We start from the raw sequence: 15,793 nt of genomic DNA on the forward strand, positions 1-15,793 counted from the left end.
CCCGAAAACCGGCGCTGGTAACCACCCAAGCCACCCACCCGGGAACGCAAGAAGCTCGCACCGCAGGGGCTCCGGGGGCTCGGCCCCCGGACAAAACGACGACCGACCCGGCGAGCGCATCCCGCGAGCAGGGTCGGCCAGAGGTCGTGGGCGCAACAGGGATCGAACCTGTGACCGCTTGGTTGTAAGCCAAGTGCTCTACCGCTGAGCTATACGCCCTCTCACCGGCGGCCTCGCGTGCGGGGCCGCCGGCGGGAGAATCAGGCGGTGAGTTCCGCCACGGCCTTCTTCCACGCCTCCTGGTCACGCGCCTCGCCGGGCTGGTTCACCTCGGCGAAGCGGACGACGCCTTCCGTGTCGATCAGGAAGGTGCCGCGGACCGCGAGACCGGCGTCGGCGTTGAACACACCGTAGGCCTTGGCGACCTCGCCGTGCGGCCAGAAGTCCGACAGCAGCGGGAACTGGTATCCCTCCTGGTCGGCCCAGGCCTTGAGCGAGAACGGGGTGTCCACGGACACGCCGAGCACCTGCACGCCCTTGCCCTCGTAGTCCCCGAACTCGTCCCGCAGCTGGCACAGCTCGCCGGTGCAGATCCCGCTGAAGGCGAACGGGTAGAACACCAGCAGAACCGGCTTGTCACCGCGGAAGGACGACAGGGTCACGGCCTGCTTGTTGTAGTCGTTGAGTGTGAAATCCGGGGCCTGCGAGCCGACCTCGACCGCCATGCGGGCACCTCTCCGAGTCGTTTCGTCAAAGTCTGTCGAGCTCACCTTATCGTGCCGTCGCTCAGCGCTTGGACTTCGACTTCGGTGAGACGAGCTTCGTCCCGGCCCAGTTCGGGCCGACGCTGATGTTCGACGTCTGCGACAACCCGACGGTGGGCACGGCCTCGGCGATCTCGCTGGGCTCGACGTGCCCCGGCTGCCCGGTCTTGGGCGTGAGTACCCAGATCACGCCGCTCTCGTCGAGCGGCGCCCGCGCGTCCATGATGGCGTCGACGAGGTCGCCGTCGTCCTCACGCCACCACAGCAGCACGACGTCGATGACCTCGTCGGCGTCCTCGTCGAGGAGATCGCCACCGATATGTTCTTCGATCGCGGCACGCAGGTCGTCGTCGACGTCCTCGTCCCAGCCGATCTCTTGAACCACCATGTCCGGCTTGATCCCAAGCCTCTCGGCGACGCTGCTGTAGTCAGCGTCTCCAGCGGCGACCACTGCTTTCACTCCTCCAACTAGGGCGGGCGGACCTTGCCTCCGCCCACTCGGGTACACGGATGGGGCTAGCGAACACGCCCGAGGCTCCCGGCGCAACCGTCCACACCGGATCTGGTGCCAAGTCGTTTCGCAGCGTAGGAGGCCGGGCACCCCTTTCGCGACCTCAATTCGACCCGCGTGCGGACCCGCCGGCAAGCCACCACTTAGGGTGGATGGTGCCTCGCGCGCGCGTGCGCGTCTGCAGTATGCGAACTGTGCTGTGAGGTGGGCAAACGTTACCGCCGAGTAGCGATGACGGCGGCCCGAAAAGAGACGACGATGGCAGGCAGGACACGGGAGTAACAGCCGTGCCCTGCCACGCGACGAGACAACCGGCGAGGAGATCCCTTGGCCCCCCAGAACGACCAGGCCGCAGGCTCTGGCGCGCGCACGAAGCAACAGGCCGAGCCGGCACGGGTACGCGTGATCCGCGACGGATTGGCCGCGCACCTGCCCGACATCGACCCGGAGGAGACCGCCGAATGGCTCGACTCCTTCGACGACGCACTGGCCCGTGGCGGCCAGCAGCGTGCGCGCTATCTGATGCTGCGAATCCTGGAACGTGCTCGTGAGCGCAACGTCGGTGTACCGCCGCTGACCGCGACCGACTACGTCAACACGATTCCGACCGAGAACGAGCCGTGGTTCCCCGGCGACGAGGAGATCGAGCGCCGCTACCGCGCCTACATCCGCTGGAACGCGGCGATCATGGTGCATCGCGCCCAGCGTCCCGGCGTCGGTGTCGGCGGGCACATCTCGACCTACGCGTCCTCGGCCGCGCTGTACGAGGTCGGGTTCAACCACTTCTTCCGCGGCAAGGACCACTCCGGCGGCGGCGACCAGATCTTCATCCAGGGGCACGCCTCCCCGGGCATCTACGCGCGCGCGTTCCTCGAGGGCAGGCTGTCCGAGCAGCAGCTCGACGGCTTCCGCCAGGAGCTCTCGCACGCCGGTGCGGGTGGCGGCCTGCCGTCGTACCCGCACCCCCGGCTGATGCCGGACTTCTGGGAGTACCCGACGGTCTCGATGGGCCTCGGCCCGATGAACGCGATCTACCAGGCCCGGTTCAACCGCTACCTGCGCGACCGCGGCATCAAGGACACGTCCGACCAGCACGTGTGGGCGTTCCTCGGCGACGGCGAGATGGACGAGCCGGAATCCCGCGGCCTGATCCACGTCGCCGCGGGCGAGGGCCTGGACAACCTGACCTTCGTCATCAACTGCAACCTGCAGCGGCTCGACGGCCCGGTGCGCGGCAACGGCAAGATCATCCAGGAGCTCGAGGCGTACTTCCGCGGCGCGGGCTGGAACGTGATCAAGGTCATCTGGGGCCGCGAGTGGGACGCGCTGCTGTCGGCCGACCGCGACGGCGCACTGGTCAACGTCATGAACACGACGCCGGACGGCGACTACCAGACGTACAAGGCCAACGACGGCGCCTATGTCCGCGAGCACTTCTTCGGCCGTGATCCGCGCACGAAGGAGCTGGTCAAGGACCTCACCGACGCCCAGATCTGGAACCTCAAGCGCGGCGGCCACGACTACCGCAAGGTGTACGCGGCGTACAAGGCCTCGATGGAGCAGCACGGCCAGCCGACGGTGATCCTGGCGCACACCATCAAGGGCTACGGCCTCGGCCCGTCCTTCGAGGGCCGCAACGCCACGCACCAGATGAAGAAGCTCACCCTCGACGACCTGAAGCTGTTCCGCGACGCCCAGCGGATCCCGATCAGCGACAAGGAGCTCGAGGAGAACCCGAAGCTGCCGCCGTACTACCACCCCGGCCTGAACTCGCCGGAGATCGAGTACATGATCGGCCGCCGCCGCACCCTGGGCGGGTTCCTGCCGGAGCGGCGCGCCAACCGGGCCAAGGCGCTGGTGCTTCCCGGCGACAAGGTCTACGAGGCCGTGCGCAAGGGCTCGGGCAAGCAGGAGGTCGCCACCACGATGGCGTTCGTCCGGCTGGTGCGCGAGCTGGCCAAGGACGGCGAGATCGGCGCCAGGATCGTGCCGATCATCCCGGACGAGGCCCGCACGTTCGGGCTCGACTCGATGTTCCCGACGGCCAAGATCTACAACCCGCAGGGGCAGACCTACACCTCCGTCGACGCCAACCTGATGCTGGCGTACAAGGAGTCCGAGCACGGGCAGCTGCTGCACGAGGGCATCAACGAGGCGGGTTCGACGGCGTCGTTCACGGCGGTGGGCACGTCCTACGCCACGCACGGCGAGCCGATGATCCCGATCTACATCTTCTACTCAATGTTCGGGTTCCAGCGCACCGGTGACGGGCTGTACGCGGCGGCCGACCAGATGGCGCGCGGCTTCGTGCTCGGCGCCACGGCGGGCCGCACCACGCTGACCGGTGAGGGCCTGCAGCACGCCGACGGGCATTCGCTGCTGCTCGCGGCGACCAACCCGGCGGCGGTGGCCTACGACCCGGCGTGGTCGTTCGAGATCGCGCACATCGTCAGGGACGGCCTGCGCCGGATGTACGGCGAGGGCGGACCGGACGGCAACGGTGAGAACGTCTACTACTACCTCACCGTGTACAACGAGCCGTACCAGCAGCCCGCCGAGCCGGAGAACCTCGACGTCGACGGCCTGCTCAAGGGCCTGTACCGCTACGCCGCGGCGCCGCAGGGCAGCGGCCCGGAGGCGCAGATCCTGGTGTCCGGCGTGACGATGCCGGACGCGCTCAAGGCGCAGCGGATGCTCGCCGACGAGTGGGGCGTGCGTGCGTCGGTGTGGTCGGCGACGTCGTGGTCGGAGCTGCGGCGCGAGGCCGTCGAGGTGGACCGCCAGAACCTGCTGCACCCGGAGGAGACCCCGCGGGTGCCTTACGTGCGGCAGACGCTCTCGGACGCGGCCGGCCCGGTCGTGGCGGTGTCGGACTGGATGCGCGCGGTACCGGATCTGATCCGCCCGTGGGTGCCCACCGACATGGTCACCCTCGGCACGGACGGCTTCGGCTTCTCCGACACGCGTCCCGCGGCGCGGCGCCACTTCCTGGTGGACGCCGAGTCGATCGTGGTCGCCACGCTGACCGCGCTCGCCCGCCGCGGCGAGGTGGACCGGTCGAAGGTCGTCGAGGCGACGCGGCAGTACCGCATCGACGACGTGTCGGCCGCCGGCCCGCAGCTGTCCGAGTCCGGCAACGCGTGACACCACCGTGAGGGACCTCCGCATGGCGCAGACAGCCATGAGGGGGTCCCTCACGGCATCTCTCGAGGGAGCGAGATGACCAGGAGGCGGCTGCCGAAACCGGGCGAGTTGCGCGAGATCCTGCGGCCCAAGCCGTTGGTGCTCAACCCGGTCGAGCGCAGGCTGGGCAACGCGCACACGATCGCCGATCTGCGGGCCGTCGCGCGGCGGCGCACGCCACGCGCGGTGTTCGACTACACCGACGGCGCCGCGGAGCTGGAGGACAGCCTGCGCCGCGCCCGGCAGGCGTTCCGCAACGTCGAGTTCCACCCGAACGTGCTGCGCGGAGTCGCCGACGTGGACACGAGCGTGACCGTGCTCGGCAGGCGGTCGGCACTGCCGTTCGCGTTCGCGCCCACCGGGTTCACGCGGATGATGCACCACGAGGGCGAGCTCGCGGTGGCACACGTGGCGCAGCGCGAGAACATCCCGTTCTCCCTGTCGACGATGGGCACCACGTCGATCGAGTCGGTGGCGAACGCGGCACCCGAGGCCCGCAAGTGGTTCCAGCTCTACGTGTGGCGCGATCGCGGGGCCGGTCAGGAGCTGATGACCCGCGCCTGGGAAGCCGGGTACGACACGCTGCTGCTGACCGTCGACACCCCGGTCGGCGGCGCGCGGATGCGGGACGTGCGCAACGGGCTGACCATCCCGCCGACGTTGACGCTGCGCACTTTTCTCGACGGGGCGACGCATCCGGCGTGGTGGTTCAACCTGCTCACCACGGCACCGCTGAAGTTCGCGTCGTTCGACTCGTGGCACGGCACGGTCGCCGAACTGATCAACGCGCTGTTCGATCCGACGCTGAGCTACGAGGATCTGGCGTGGGTGCGGCGGACGTGGCCGGGCAAGCTCGTGGTCAAGGGCATCCAGAATCCCGGCGACGCCAAGGAAGTCGTGGCCTACGGCGCGGACGGCGTGGTGCTGTCCAACCACGGCGGACGGCAGCTCGACCGGGCGCCGACGCCGCTGGAGCTGCTGCGGCCGACGCTGGACGTGGTCGGCGGCCAGGCCGAGGTGTGGCTCGACACCGGCATCCTCTCGGGTGGTGACATCGTCGCGGCGATGGCGCAGGGCGCGAACGTGTGCCTGGTCGGGCGGGCGTACCTGTACGGCCTGATGGCCGGCGGCGAGCGCGGGGTACAGCGCTGCGTGGAGATCCTGCGCACGGAGATCATCCGGACGATGCAGCTGCTCGGGGTGCGCCGGATCGCCGACCTGCGGGCCACCCACGCCACCCTGCGCTAGCCGATCAGGCGGGCACGTTCGCGCAGGCGCGCGGCCAGTGTGTGCTGCCCGGCCGCGGTCAGCGCTTGGTCGTAGGCGTCGAAGAACTCCTCGTGGACGCCCGTCAGGCACCGCTGCAGCACGTCGTCGGCGGTGTCGTCGAGGCCGTGCTCACGCCAGCGCATCGCCGCCTCCGCGAGTTCCGGGTACGCGCCGTGCGCCGCGTACCAGCCCGCCGCGTCGGCGTTGTGGCCGATCCGCCCGGTGGCCAGCGTGTAGCGGAAGCGCATCGGGAACAGGGCGGCCTTCGTCACCGGACGCGGCCCGGCGGCGACCAGGCGACGCGGCTCGTGCAGGAGCGCGATCCGGGCGTCGTCGAACCACGTGCAGGCGAACTCGGCGGCGTCCGAGACGAGCTTGGCGTGCTCGGGCGGGGTGGCGCCGTCGCGGCCGTCGGCGCCGTGCAGCAACCGGCCCTGGTCGAGCAGGTCCAGCCGGTCGATCTCGGGCAGCCTGCCCGTCCGGCCCCGCCCGCGGCGCACGCCGTCCCAGTCGGTCCAGAAGATCGACAGGCGCTCGGCCAGCGGGCCGGCGGCGCGTGCGACGGCCTGCTGCCGTACGCGCTGGATCTCCGCCTCGGTGCCGGACGTCAGCTCGTCCAGGATCAGCGCGATGTCGAGGTCACTGACCAGCGGCGCGAAGCCCCCGTGCGCGAGGCTGCCGAGCGCGTAGGCCGCACTCAACCGGTCCGCGAAGACCTCGCGCGCGACCTCGACGGTGGTCAGCAGAATCCGCTCCGGCGTCACAGATCCACCTTCGCACGCGTATCAACCATCGGAACGCCTTGGTTGACGGCTCCCCGAGCGATACCGATCATCCCAACCAGCGCGGAAGTCGGCTTCCGCATCGTGGAATTGAGGTCGGCATGTTCGTGCAGGAGATCGCCCCGCTGGCCGGTTCGCTCGGCCTGTCCGCACTCGTCGCGGTCCTTCCCCTCGCGACCGTGCTCGTACTGCTCGGCGTCGTCCGGATGAAGGCGCACCACGCCGCCCTGCTGGGCCTGCTGGTCGCGCTCGTGGTCGCCATCGCCGTCTACGGCATGCCCATCGGCCAGGCGATCTCCAGCGGCTTCCAGGGTGCGGCGTTCGGGCTGTTCCCCATCATGTGGATCGTCGTCAACGCGTTGTGGATATACCGGATCACCGTCCGCACCGGCCATTTCGACGTGCTGCGCCGCTCGTTCGGCAAGGTTTCCGACGATCCCCGCATGCAGGCCCTGCTCATCGCGTTCTGTTTCGGCGCGCTGATGGAGGCGCTCGCCGGCTTCGGCGCCCCCGTCGCGATCTCCTCGGTCATGCTCGTCGCGCTCGGCTTCACGCCCGTGCGCGCCGCCGTGGTCTCCCTCGTCGCCAACACCGCACCCGTCGCGTTCGGCGCCATGGGCACCCCGGTCGTGACGCTCGCGCAGGTCAGCGGCATTCCCCTGAACACCGTGTCCGCCATCGTCGGACGGCAGACCCCGATTCTCGCCGTGTTCGTGCCGCTGCTGCTGGTGATCATCGTCGACGGCAGGCGCGGCGTCCGCGAAACCTGGCAGCCCGCGCTGGTCTGCGGCCTGACGTTCGGGGTCGTGCAGTTCGCGGCGTCGAACTTCGTCTCCGCGCAGCTCGCCGACATCGGGGCGGCACTGGCCGGCGCGGCCGCGCTGGTCCTGATGCCCGCGACGCGTAAACCGGCCCGCGAGGAGGTCCGCGCCGCGGTGCTGACGGGTGTGGCGACCGAACAGCTCGAGCGTCCCGAGGATCGCGGCGAGGTGCTCCGGGCCTACCTTCCCTACCTGCTGATCATCGTGATCTTCTCGATCGGCCAGATCCCACCGGTCAAGAAGCTGCTGGACGCCGCGACGTGGAACTTCCACTGGCCCGGCCTGCACGTCGCCGGCTCGAGCGGAAAACCGGTCTCCGGCAACACGTTCTCGCTGCCCTTCCTCAACACCGGCGGCACGCTCGTGCTCATCGCGGGCATCCTGACCGTGCTCGCGCTGCACGTGTCCGCGCGCGACGCGGTGCGCGAGTGGGGCGCGACGATCCACGAGCTGCGGTTCGCGATCCTGACCGTCGCCGGTGTGCTGGCGCTGGCCTACGTGATGAACCTGTCCGGCCAGACCACGACGATCGGCTACCTGATCGCCGGTGCCGGCGCGGGGCTGGCGTTCTTGTCCCCGCTGCTCGGCTGGTTCGGCGTGGCCGTGTCGGGCTCGGACACCTCCGCGAACGCGCTGTTCGGCGCCCTGCAGGTCACCGCCGCGCACCAGGCCGGCCTGTCCGCGGAACTGCTCGCGTCGTCGAACAGTTCCGGCGGCGTGCTCGGCAAGATGATCTCGCCGCAGAACCTGAGCATCGCGTGCGCGGCCGCGATGCTGCCCGGCGAGGAAGGCACGCTGCTGCGCAAGGTGCTGCCGTGGAGCCTGGGACTGCTGTTGCTGATGTGCCTGATCGTGGTCGGGCAGAGCACGATTCTGTCCGGGATGCTGCCCTGACGATGATTTCCGCGCGCCGGAGGAGTCTGTTCAGGCATGAGTGACTTGGACAAGCGATTCACCGCGATACTGCGGAAAAGCCCGGCCAAGGGCGGCTGGACCTACGTGGTGATGCCCGGCTCCGCCGAGTACTTCGGCACGCGCGGGCTCGTCAAGGTCCGCGGCACCATCGACGGCCTGCCGTTCCAGAGTTCGTTCATGGCGCTGGGCGACGGCACGCACAAGCTTCCCGTGAAAGCCGGCGTTCGCCGCGAACTGGGCAAGGAAGCCGGTGCGGAGGTGACCGTCCACCTCACTGAGCGGCTCGGCTGAGCCGGACCCGCCGCGACGAGCGCGTCCAGCTCCACCAGCCGTGCAGGACCAACGCCGCGAACACGAGATAGATCGCGGCCGAGAAGTACAGGCGGGACTCGATCTGCAGCGGCACCCCCACCGCGTCCACGACCAGCCACACGAGCCAGAACTCGACCAGGCCCAGCCCCTGTGCCCCGAACGCGACCAGTGTGCCGGCGAAGATCGCGGCATCCGGCCACGGCGCCCATGACGCGTGCAGCGCGTCCAGCACCAGCGCCATCACGACCGTGCCGAGGACGAACAGACCGGCCATCGCGAGCCGCTCACCCGCCCGGCCCTTGCGCACGACGACACCGAACACCGGGTCCTTCCGGCGCGTCCACGACCACCAGCCGTACACCGAGATCAGCAGGATGGCGACCTGCCGCGACGCGAGCCCGCCCAGATGCGCCGAGACGTACACGGCGAACAGCATCACGGTGGCGCCCACCTGCACCGGCCAGGTCCACAAGGTGCGCCGCTCCGCGAGGAAGACCACGGCCAGCGCGCACAACTGCCCGGCCAGCTCCGCGACGGAGATCCACTGGCCCAGCACCGTCACGCCGTGATGCAACAGAAAGTCCACGGCGAGATCAACAAGCCCCGCACCGCACCGATTCCCTCACCCTGGGTAGAAACCCCGCACAGGCCCTCTGACCTGCGCCGCACGATCGGGTGAGACGGGTAGCGGGGAAAGATCCACAAGGTCCATAGTGGACCTACCGGTGGGGACCGGGGAGATGAGGCCGCCCGGGCTGCGTAAACCGCATAGCCCGGGCGGCCTCGCATTTCACGCCTCCTGCTCGCGGTGGCGCGCTCGCTGGGAGTGCGAGTCCGCGTATCTTCTGGGGGCCGAGCCCCCAGACCCCCACGGTGCTAGCTCCTCTCGACCCGGCGTGGTTTCGTTCGGTGGGGACCAGCGTCCCTCATGAGCGTCCGTCCATGAGTGTTCGTCTTTCGTGTTCGTTGGCCGGGTGCCGTTGGCCACGCCGCCGGGGTTCTGCTCGGGCGGACGTACGATCGGGGGACCATGACTCAGACCCCTGCCCGGGCGGCGCCGAAACATCACGGACTTTCCGCGAAGACGCTGCGCGGGCTTGAACGCGCGTCGGGACGGCTGGCCACGGCCAGTGTCACCGCGATGGAACAACGCCTCCCGTGGTTCGGCCGTCTGCCCGCCGACCAGCGCGCGAGCGTCCTGATGATCACCCAGACCGGGGCGGCCGGGTTCGTCGACTGGCTTCGCGACTCGCAGGAGGCCCTCAAACTCACCACCGAGGCCTTCCGCAGCGCCCCACAGGAACTGTCACGCTGGATCGGGCTTCGCCAGGCCGTCGGGCTGGTCCGCCTCGCCATCGAAGTCTTCGAGGAGGAACTGCCCTCCTTCGCCGCGAGCGAGGCCGAACGCGCCGCGCTCATCGAGGGCATCCTGCGCTACGGCAGGGAAATCGCGTTCGCCACGGCCAATTCCTACGCCGCCGCTGCCGAGGCCCGCGGCGCGTGGGACGCGCGGCTGGAGGCGCTGGTCGTGGACGGCATCGTCCGTGGCGACGCCGAGGAGTCCGTGCTCTCCCGCGCCGCCGCGCTCGGCTGGGAACCGGCCGCGACCGCCACCGTCGTCGCCGGGCCCCCCTCCTCCGACGACCCGCCCGCCGTCGTGTTCGAGGTGCGCAGGCTCGCCGCGCGGCTCGGCCGGCCGGTACTGCTGTCCGTGCAGGGTTCCCGTCTCATCGTCGTGCTCGGCGGCCCCGTCGACGACGGCGAGGTGCTCGGCAAACTGTCCGTCGCGTTCGGCGAGGGCCCCGTCGTGGCCGGTCCGACCGTGCCCAGCCTCGCCGAAGCCCATCGCAGCGCGGTGGAAGCGCTGTCCGGGCTGCGGGCCGTCGTCGGCTGGCCCAGCGCGCCGCGCCCGGTCCGCTCCGTCGACCTGCTTCCCGAGCGCGCGCTCTCCGGCGACGCCGAGGCCGAACGGCTGCTCATCGAGCAGATCGCGCAGCCACTGGAAGCCGCGGGCACCACCGTGCTGCAAACCGTCGAGGCGTACCTGGAATCCGGCGGGGTGCTGGAAACGTGCGCGAAAACGCTGTTCGTGCACCCCAACACGGTCCGCTACCGGCTGCGCCGCGCCACGGAGCTGACCGGCCGCAACGCCACCGACCCCCGTGACGCGCTGGTGCTGCGGATGGCGCTGACCGTCGGCAGGCTCGCCCGCGCACGCGGCCTGTGGTGAGCAGATTCACTCCGGAACTGCTCGAACCGTACAAGCAGTGGCGGCCCCATAAGCCAAGGTGGCCGACATCTTTGGAGGGTGTCCACAAATTACCCGCGCGGACTTGGTGACCGGCGGCATCCCGGCCGCGCGCGCCCACCGTGTTCCCTGGGAGACGTGACAGCACTGCTCGCTCCCGGACAGGGCTCCCAGGCCCCCGGCATGTTCTCACCCTGGCTCGAGATCGACGGCACGCGCGCGAAGCTGGAACGCTGGTCCGAGCGCGCGGGGCTCGACCTCGTGCACCTCGGCACCGAGGCCGACGCCGAGACGATCCAGGACACCGCGATCACCCAGCCGCTGATCGTCGCGCTGTCGCTGCTCGCCTACGAGGAGCTGGAGAACGTCCCCGCCGACGCGCCCGTCGCCGGGCATTCGGTGGGTGAGCTTGCCGCCGCCGCCATCGCGGGCGTGCTCTCCGCCGAAGACGCCGTCGCGCTCGCCGCCGTCCGCGGTGCCGAGATGGCCAAGGCCTGCGCGATCGAGCCGACCAGCATGGCCGCCGTCATGCTGGGCGATCCCGAGCAGGTCGTGGAGTGGCTGGCCGGGCACGGCCTGACCGCCGCCAACCGCAACGGCGCGGGCCAGATCGTGGCCTCCGGCGCCAAGGACGCGATCGAAGGCATCGTCGCCGAACCGCTCGAAGGCACCAAGGTGCGGCCGCTGAAGGTCGCGGGTGCCTTCCACACCAGCTACATGGCCCCGGCCGAGGACGCGCTGCGCGAGCACGCCGCGAGCATCACGCCCGCCGACCCCACGCGCCCGCTGCTGTCCAACGCCGACGGGCAGGTAATCAGCAGCGGCGCCGAGTACCTGGAACGGCTCATCAAGCAGGTGACCCGCCCGGTGCGCTGGGACCTCACGATGGAGGGACTGGTCTCCCTCGGCGTCACCTCGACCGTCGAACTGCCGCCGGCAGGCACGCTGACCGGTCTGGTCAAGCGGCAGCTCAAGGGCACTGTCACCAAGACCATCGCGCTCAAGACCCCGGCGGAGCTGGCCACGATCGGCAAGGAGGCGGAGTGACCGCACTGCGCATCAAACAGGGCCCGGCCGCCACGCGCGTGCTGGGTATCGGCAGTACCCAGCCGGAACGCGTGGTGACCAACGACGATCTGTCGCAGCTCATGGACACCAACGACCAGTGGATCCGCGACCGGGTGGGCATCATCGAACGCCGGTTCGCCGACAAGGACGAACTGCTGGTCGACATGGCGGTCACCGCGGGCACCCGCGCGCTTGCCGACGCCGGCGTCCAGCCGTCCGAAGTGGACACCGTGATCGTGCCGAACTGCACGATGCCCTCCCCCATCCCGAACGCGGCCGCGCAGGTCGCGGACCGGATCGGGGTCAAGGCCGCCGGCGCGTTCGACCTCAACGCGGCGTGCGCCGGGTTCTGCTACGGCCTCGGTGTCGCCTCCGACCTGATCCGGGCCGGATCGGCGGGCAAGGTGCTGGTGATCGGCGCCGAGAAGCTGACCGACTGGGTCGAGCCGACCGACCGCGCGAACGCGATCATCTTCGCCGACGGCGCGGGCGCGGCGGTGGTGGGCCCGTCGGACGAACCCGGCATCGGCCCGGTGGCCTGGGGCAGCGCGGGTGATCTCGTCGAGACCATCTATATGCGCGACCATCGCTACCTCTACCAGGAGGGCCAGTCGGTCTTCCGGTGGGCGACCACCCAGATCGCGCCGATCGCGCTGCGGGCGCTGGAACTCGCGGGCATCGAACCGTCCGATGTGGACGTGCTGATCCCGCACCAGGCCAACCTGCGCATCGTCGAGGCGATCGCGAAACGCCTGCGCGCCAAGGGCGCCAGGGACGACATGGTGGTCGCCGACGACATCAAGTACTCGGGCAACACCTCCTCGGCGTCCATCCCGATCGCGCTGGACCACATGCGCAAGGCGGGCACCGTGAAGACCGGTGACGTCATCCTGATGGTCGGTTTCGGCGCCGGACTGTCCTACGCCGGACAGGTCGTCATCTGCCCGTGATACCACTTACCCCGGCGGGCGCCCGCCCGCCGGGGTGCACCAAGCCCGGAAACAAGGAAAGGGAACCAACAGTGGCGGACAAAGAAGAGATCCTCGCCGGCCTCGCCGAGATCGTCGAAGAGGTCGCCGGTGTCGCGCAGGACGACGTGAGCTCGGAGAAGTCCTTCGTGGACGACCTCGACATCGACTCGCTGTCCATGGTGGAGATCGCCGTGCAGGCCGAGGACAAGTTCGGGGTCAAGATCCCGGACGACGAGCTCGCCAACCTCAAGACCGTGGGCGACGCCGTGAACTACGTCGCGGCGAACGCCAAGTAAGCATCCCGCTAATTCTCGCCAACGATCCTCGGGGAGACTCCATGAGCAACATCGACGTCGTGATCACCGGGCTGGGTGCGACCACGCCGCTCGGCGGGGACGTCGCGTCCACCTGGGACGGCCTGCTCGCCGGCCGCAGTGGTATCCGCCGGATCGAGGCCGACTGGGTCGAGAAGTTCGATCTGCCGGTCAAGATCGGCGCGTCGCTCGCCGAGGATCCGACCGAGAAGATCCCGCGCGTGCAGGCGCGCAGGCTCGACCGGTGCGAGCAGATCGCGCTCATCGCGGCTCGCCAGGCATGGGCGGACGCCGGTTTCGAACAGCCGACGGACGAGCACCACGATGTCGAGCCCGAGCGGCTCGGCGTGTCCATCGGCACCGGGATCGGCGGGCCGCTGACCCTGCTGGCCCAGGACGATCTGCTGGAGGAGCACGGCATCCGCAAGGTGTCGCCGCTGACCGTGCCGATGCTGATGCCCAACGGGCCCGCCGCGCACGTCGGCATCGACCTGCTGGCCCGCGCCGGAGTGCATTCGCCCGCGTCGGCGTGTGCCTCCGGTGCGGAGGGCATCGCCAACGCCTACCAGATGATCCAGAACGGCCGGGCCGACGTGGTGGTCGCGGGTGGCGCCGAGGCGTGCATCCACCCGATCACCATCGCCGGGTTCGCACAGGCACGCACCGTGTCGCAGCGCAACGACGACCCGGAGCGCGCGTCGCGGCCGTTCGACACCGACCGCGACGGGTTCGTGCTCGGCGAGGGCGCCGGCGTGATGATCCTGGAGCGGGCGGACCGGGCCAAGGCCCGCGGCGCGCGGATCTACGGGCGGCTGGCCGGCTACGGCATCACCTCCGACGCCCACCACATCACCGGTAACCACCCGGAGGGCATCGGCCAGATCGCGGCCATGCGCAACGCGATCGAGATGGCCGGGCTCACCGCGGAGGACGTCGGTCACGTCAACGCGCACGCCACCTCGACGGTGGTCGGCGACATCGGCGAGGCCAACGCGATCCGCCGGGCACTGGGCACGCACCCGGTGGTGACGGCGCCGAAGGGCGCGCTCGGTCACCTCGTCGGCGGTGCCGGCGCGGTCGAGGGCATCGCCACGCTGCTCGCGATCTACAACGGTCTCGTGCCGGCGACGCTGAACCTGGAGAACCAGGACCCGAAGGTGGAGCTGGACGTCGTTTCCGGCGAGCCGCGCAAGGTCGACCTCACCGCGGCACTGAGCAACTCCTTCGGTTTCGGCGGGCACAACACCGCCCTGCTGTTCACCGCTTCCTGACAACCATGACGAAACCGGCCGGGCACGCCCGGCCGGTTTCGTCGTGTCAGCAGGCGTCGACTTCCGGCGGCGCGTAGCCGGCGACGGTGTCGACCTTCCAGTTGCCCGACTCCTTGGTCAGCGGCAACGACAGCCGCCAGTGCACGCACGACGCGCCGGGCAGCTCGTCCGGCGCGTCCGAGGCGTCCTGGGTGCTGGTGAAACCCAGCAGCACGCGCATGTCGGCCTCGGCGACGGCGTCGATGCGGTAGACCAGGATGCTGCCGTCCTTGGTGGTCTTGTAGTCGTTCAACCATGCCGGGCGGGGTTTGGCCTGGATGCGGTCCCTGGTGACGGTGACCTTCCACTGGTCGTAGTCGCGCGTGTTGATCGCGTCGAAGTAGGTCTGCAGCAGCCGCTCGACCACGTCGTGCTGAGGATGCTGTGCCGCGTCCGGTGTCAGTTCCACCGTGCCGGGGCCAGGCTGCTCGCCGAGCGGGCGCGCGGAGGACGCCGGCAGCCCGAGCACGGTGTCCAGCCGTACTTCCGGCGCCCGGTACACCTCGCGGGCGAGCAGACCGCCGCCGACGACGAGCGACAGCACCACGACGAGGACAGGGATCAGCCAGCGGTGGGGTGGGACGGGCACCGGCACAGCTGACACATCGGCAGGTTAGTAGTCCTCGTTAACGCATTGGCCACCGACTCGACAAGATCACCGGACCGGTTATCCCACGCGGTGCAACCAGGTGACGGGAGCTCCGTCCCCGGCGTGGCGGAACGGCTCGAGCGCCTCGTCCCAGTTCGCGGCGAGCAGCTCGTCGAGCTTGTGCGCGAAGGCGTCGCCGGAGCGGGCCTGGGACACCAGCGCGCGCAGCTGGTCCTCGCCGACCACGATGTCGCCGTTGGCGCTGGTGCGGCCGTGCCACAGGCCGAGGCCGGGCACGTAGCAGTAGCGCACGCCGTCGACGCCGTGGCTGGGCTCCTCGGTGACCTCGAAGCGCAGCATCGGCCACGCTTTGAGCCCGGCGACCAGCTTGCCGCCGGTTCCGGTTGGCGCGCTCCACGTGCACTCGGCGCGAAGCTGCCCTGGCGCGGCCGGTTGCGCCGTCCACTTCAGATCGACTCGGGTCCCGAGGGTGCCCGAGATCGCCCACTCGACGTGCGGGCACACCGCAGACGGCGACGAGTGGACGTACACCACACCTCTGGTGTTTCCACGGGTGCTCACTGCTGACCTCCGCTGCTCGACGAGGGGCGTCTTCCCCTACGACCTCGCGAGCCCGGTTGCCGGAGCACTGGTCACATTGTGCACGGTGATCACCCATTTGGCCACATGAACCCCACACGTCGCACCCGGTTGGGGTGAGGGATGGGGCTTTGGG

15 protein-coding genes and 1 tRNA gene are annotated in these 15,793 nt (G+C 69.9%); 9 read left to right on the plus strand and 7 right to left on the minus strand.

The window, feature by feature from the left end:
* Positions 1–147: 147 nt before the first annotated feature.
* The 3 genes from HFP15_RS41105 to HFP15_RS41115 form a co-directional block, all read right to left on the minus strand.
* Positions 148–219, minus strand: a tRNA-Val gene (locus tag HFP15_RS41105).
* A 41-nt stretch (positions 220–260) separates the two neighbouring features.
* Positions 261–725 (minus strand): peroxiredoxin, encoded by a 465-nt coding sequence (locus HFP15_RS41110; RefSeq protein WP_168523879.1) that lies wholly within the window; start codon positions 723–725, stop codon positions 261–263.
* Between the two features lie 61 nt (positions 726–786).
* Positions 787–1,215 (minus strand): DUF3052 domain-containing protein, encoded by a 429-nt coding sequence (locus HFP15_RS41115; RefSeq protein ID WP_168523881.1) that lies wholly within the window; start codon positions 1,213–1,215, stop codon positions 787–789.
* 387 nt (positions 1,216–1,602) lie between these two features.
* Here HFP15_RS41115 and aceE point away from each other — a divergent pair, with 387 nt between their 5' ends.
* Both aceE and HFP15_RS41125 read left to right on the plus strand, forming a co-directional pair.
* A complete protein-coding gene (gene aceE, locus HFP15_RS41120) occupies positions 1,603–4,419 on the plus strand; it encodes a pyruvate dehydrogenase (acetyl-transferring), homodimeric type (RefSeq protein ID WP_168523883.1) in 2,817 nt (938 codons plus the stop codon).
* A 75-nt stretch (positions 4,420–4,494) separates the two neighbouring features.
* Positions 4,495–5,706, plus strand: a complete 1,212-nt coding sequence (locus tag HFP15_RS41125; RefSeq protein WP_168523885.1) for an alpha-hydroxy acid oxidase — start codon at positions 4,495–4,497, stop codon at positions 5,704–5,706.
* Here HFP15_RS41125 and HFP15_RS41130 read toward each other — a convergent pair.
* Positions 5,703–6,491 carry a hypothetical protein gene (locus tag HFP15_RS41130; RefSeq protein ID WP_168523887.1) on the minus strand — a complete coding sequence of 263 codons (789 nt, stop codon included), beginning with the start codon at positions 6,489–6,491 and terminating at the stop codon, positions 5,703–5,705. The two genes, HFP15_RS41125 and HFP15_RS41130, sit on opposite strands and share 4 nt — an antisense overlap.
* 119 nt (positions 6,492–6,610) lie before the next feature.
* Here HFP15_RS41130 and HFP15_RS41135 point away from each other — a divergent pair, with 119 nt between their 5' ends.
* Both HFP15_RS41135 and HFP15_RS41140 read left to right on the plus strand, forming a co-directional pair.
* The gene (locus HFP15_RS41135; protein WP_168523889.1) at positions 6,611–8,224 is read left to right on the plus strand and encodes an L-lactate permease; all 1,614 of its coding nucleotides are present in this window, start codon (positions 6,611–6,613) and stop codon (positions 8,222–8,224) included.
* 45 nt (positions 8,225–8,269) lie between these two features.
* Positions 8,270–8,536 (plus strand): DUF1905 domain-containing protein, encoded by a 267-nt coding sequence (locus HFP15_RS41140; protein WP_246272549.1) that lies wholly within the window; start codon positions 8,270–8,272, stop codon positions 8,534–8,536.
* Here the strand turns inward: HFP15_RS41140 and HFP15_RS41145 are convergent.
* Complete coding sequence (locus HFP15_RS41145; RefSeq protein WP_168523893.1) at positions 8,517–9,143, minus strand: nicotinamide mononucleotide transporter family protein; 627 nt, start codon at positions 9,141–9,143, stop codon at positions 8,517–8,519. The genes HFP15_RS41140 and HFP15_RS41145 overlap by 20 nt on opposite strands.
* 444 nt (positions 9,144–9,587) lie before the next feature.
* Here HFP15_RS41145 and HFP15_RS41150 point away from each other — a divergent pair, with 444 nt between their 5' ends.
* From HFP15_RS41150 to HFP15_RS41170, 5 genes are all read left to right on the plus strand, one after another.
* Positions 9,588–10,787: a PucR family transcriptional regulator gene (locus HFP15_RS41150; protein WP_168523895.1), complete on the plus strand. Its 1,200-nt coding sequence runs from the start codon at positions 9,588–9,590 to the stop codon at positions 10,785–10,787.
* 147 nt (positions 10,788–10,934) lie between these two features.
* Positions 10,935–11,852, plus strand: coding sequence for an ACP S-malonyltransferase (locus HFP15_RS41155; RefSeq protein WP_210718549.1), 918 nt, complete (start codon positions 10,935–10,937; stop codon positions 11,850–11,852).
* Complete coding sequence (locus HFP15_RS41160; RefSeq protein ID WP_168523898.1) at positions 11,849–12,823, plus strand: beta-ketoacyl-ACP synthase III; 975 nt, start codon at positions 11,849–11,851, stop codon at positions 12,821–12,823. The genes HFP15_RS41155 and HFP15_RS41160 overlap by 4 nt, the downstream gene beginning before the upstream one ends.
* 71 nt (positions 12,824–12,894) lie before the next feature.
* A complete protein-coding gene (locus HFP15_RS41165) occupies positions 12,895–13,140 on the plus strand; it encodes an acyl carrier protein (protein ID WP_091504433.1) in 246 nt (81 codons plus the stop codon).
* Positions 13,141–13,181: 41 nt separating this feature from the next.
* Positions 13,182–14,429 (plus strand): beta-ketoacyl-[acyl-carrier-protein] synthase family protein, encoded by a 1,248-nt coding sequence (locus HFP15_RS41170; RefSeq protein ID WP_168523900.1) that lies wholly within the window; start codon positions 13,182–13,184, stop codon positions 14,427–14,429.
* Positions 14,430–14,475: 46 nt separating this feature from the next.
* Here HFP15_RS41170 and HFP15_RS41175 read toward each other — a convergent pair whose 3' ends face one another.
* The gene (locus HFP15_RS41175; RefSeq protein WP_312872005.1) at positions 14,476–15,072 is read right to left on the minus strand and encodes a hypothetical protein; all 597 of its coding nucleotides are present in this window, start codon (positions 15,070–15,072) and stop codon (positions 14,476–14,478) included.
* 63 nt (positions 15,073–15,135) lie between these two features.
* A complete protein-coding gene (locus HFP15_RS41180; RefSeq protein ID WP_312872006.1) occupies positions 15,136–15,639 on the minus strand; it encodes a DUF3145 domain-containing protein in 504 nt (167 codons plus the stop codon).
* Positions 15,640–15,793: the final 154 nt, after the last annotated feature.

Source organism: Amycolatopsis acididurans, from assembly GCF_012328925.1.
Lineage (GTDB): Bacteria > Actinomycetota > Actinomycetes > Mycobacteriales > Pseudonocardiaceae > Amycolatopsis_E > Amycolatopsis_E acididurans.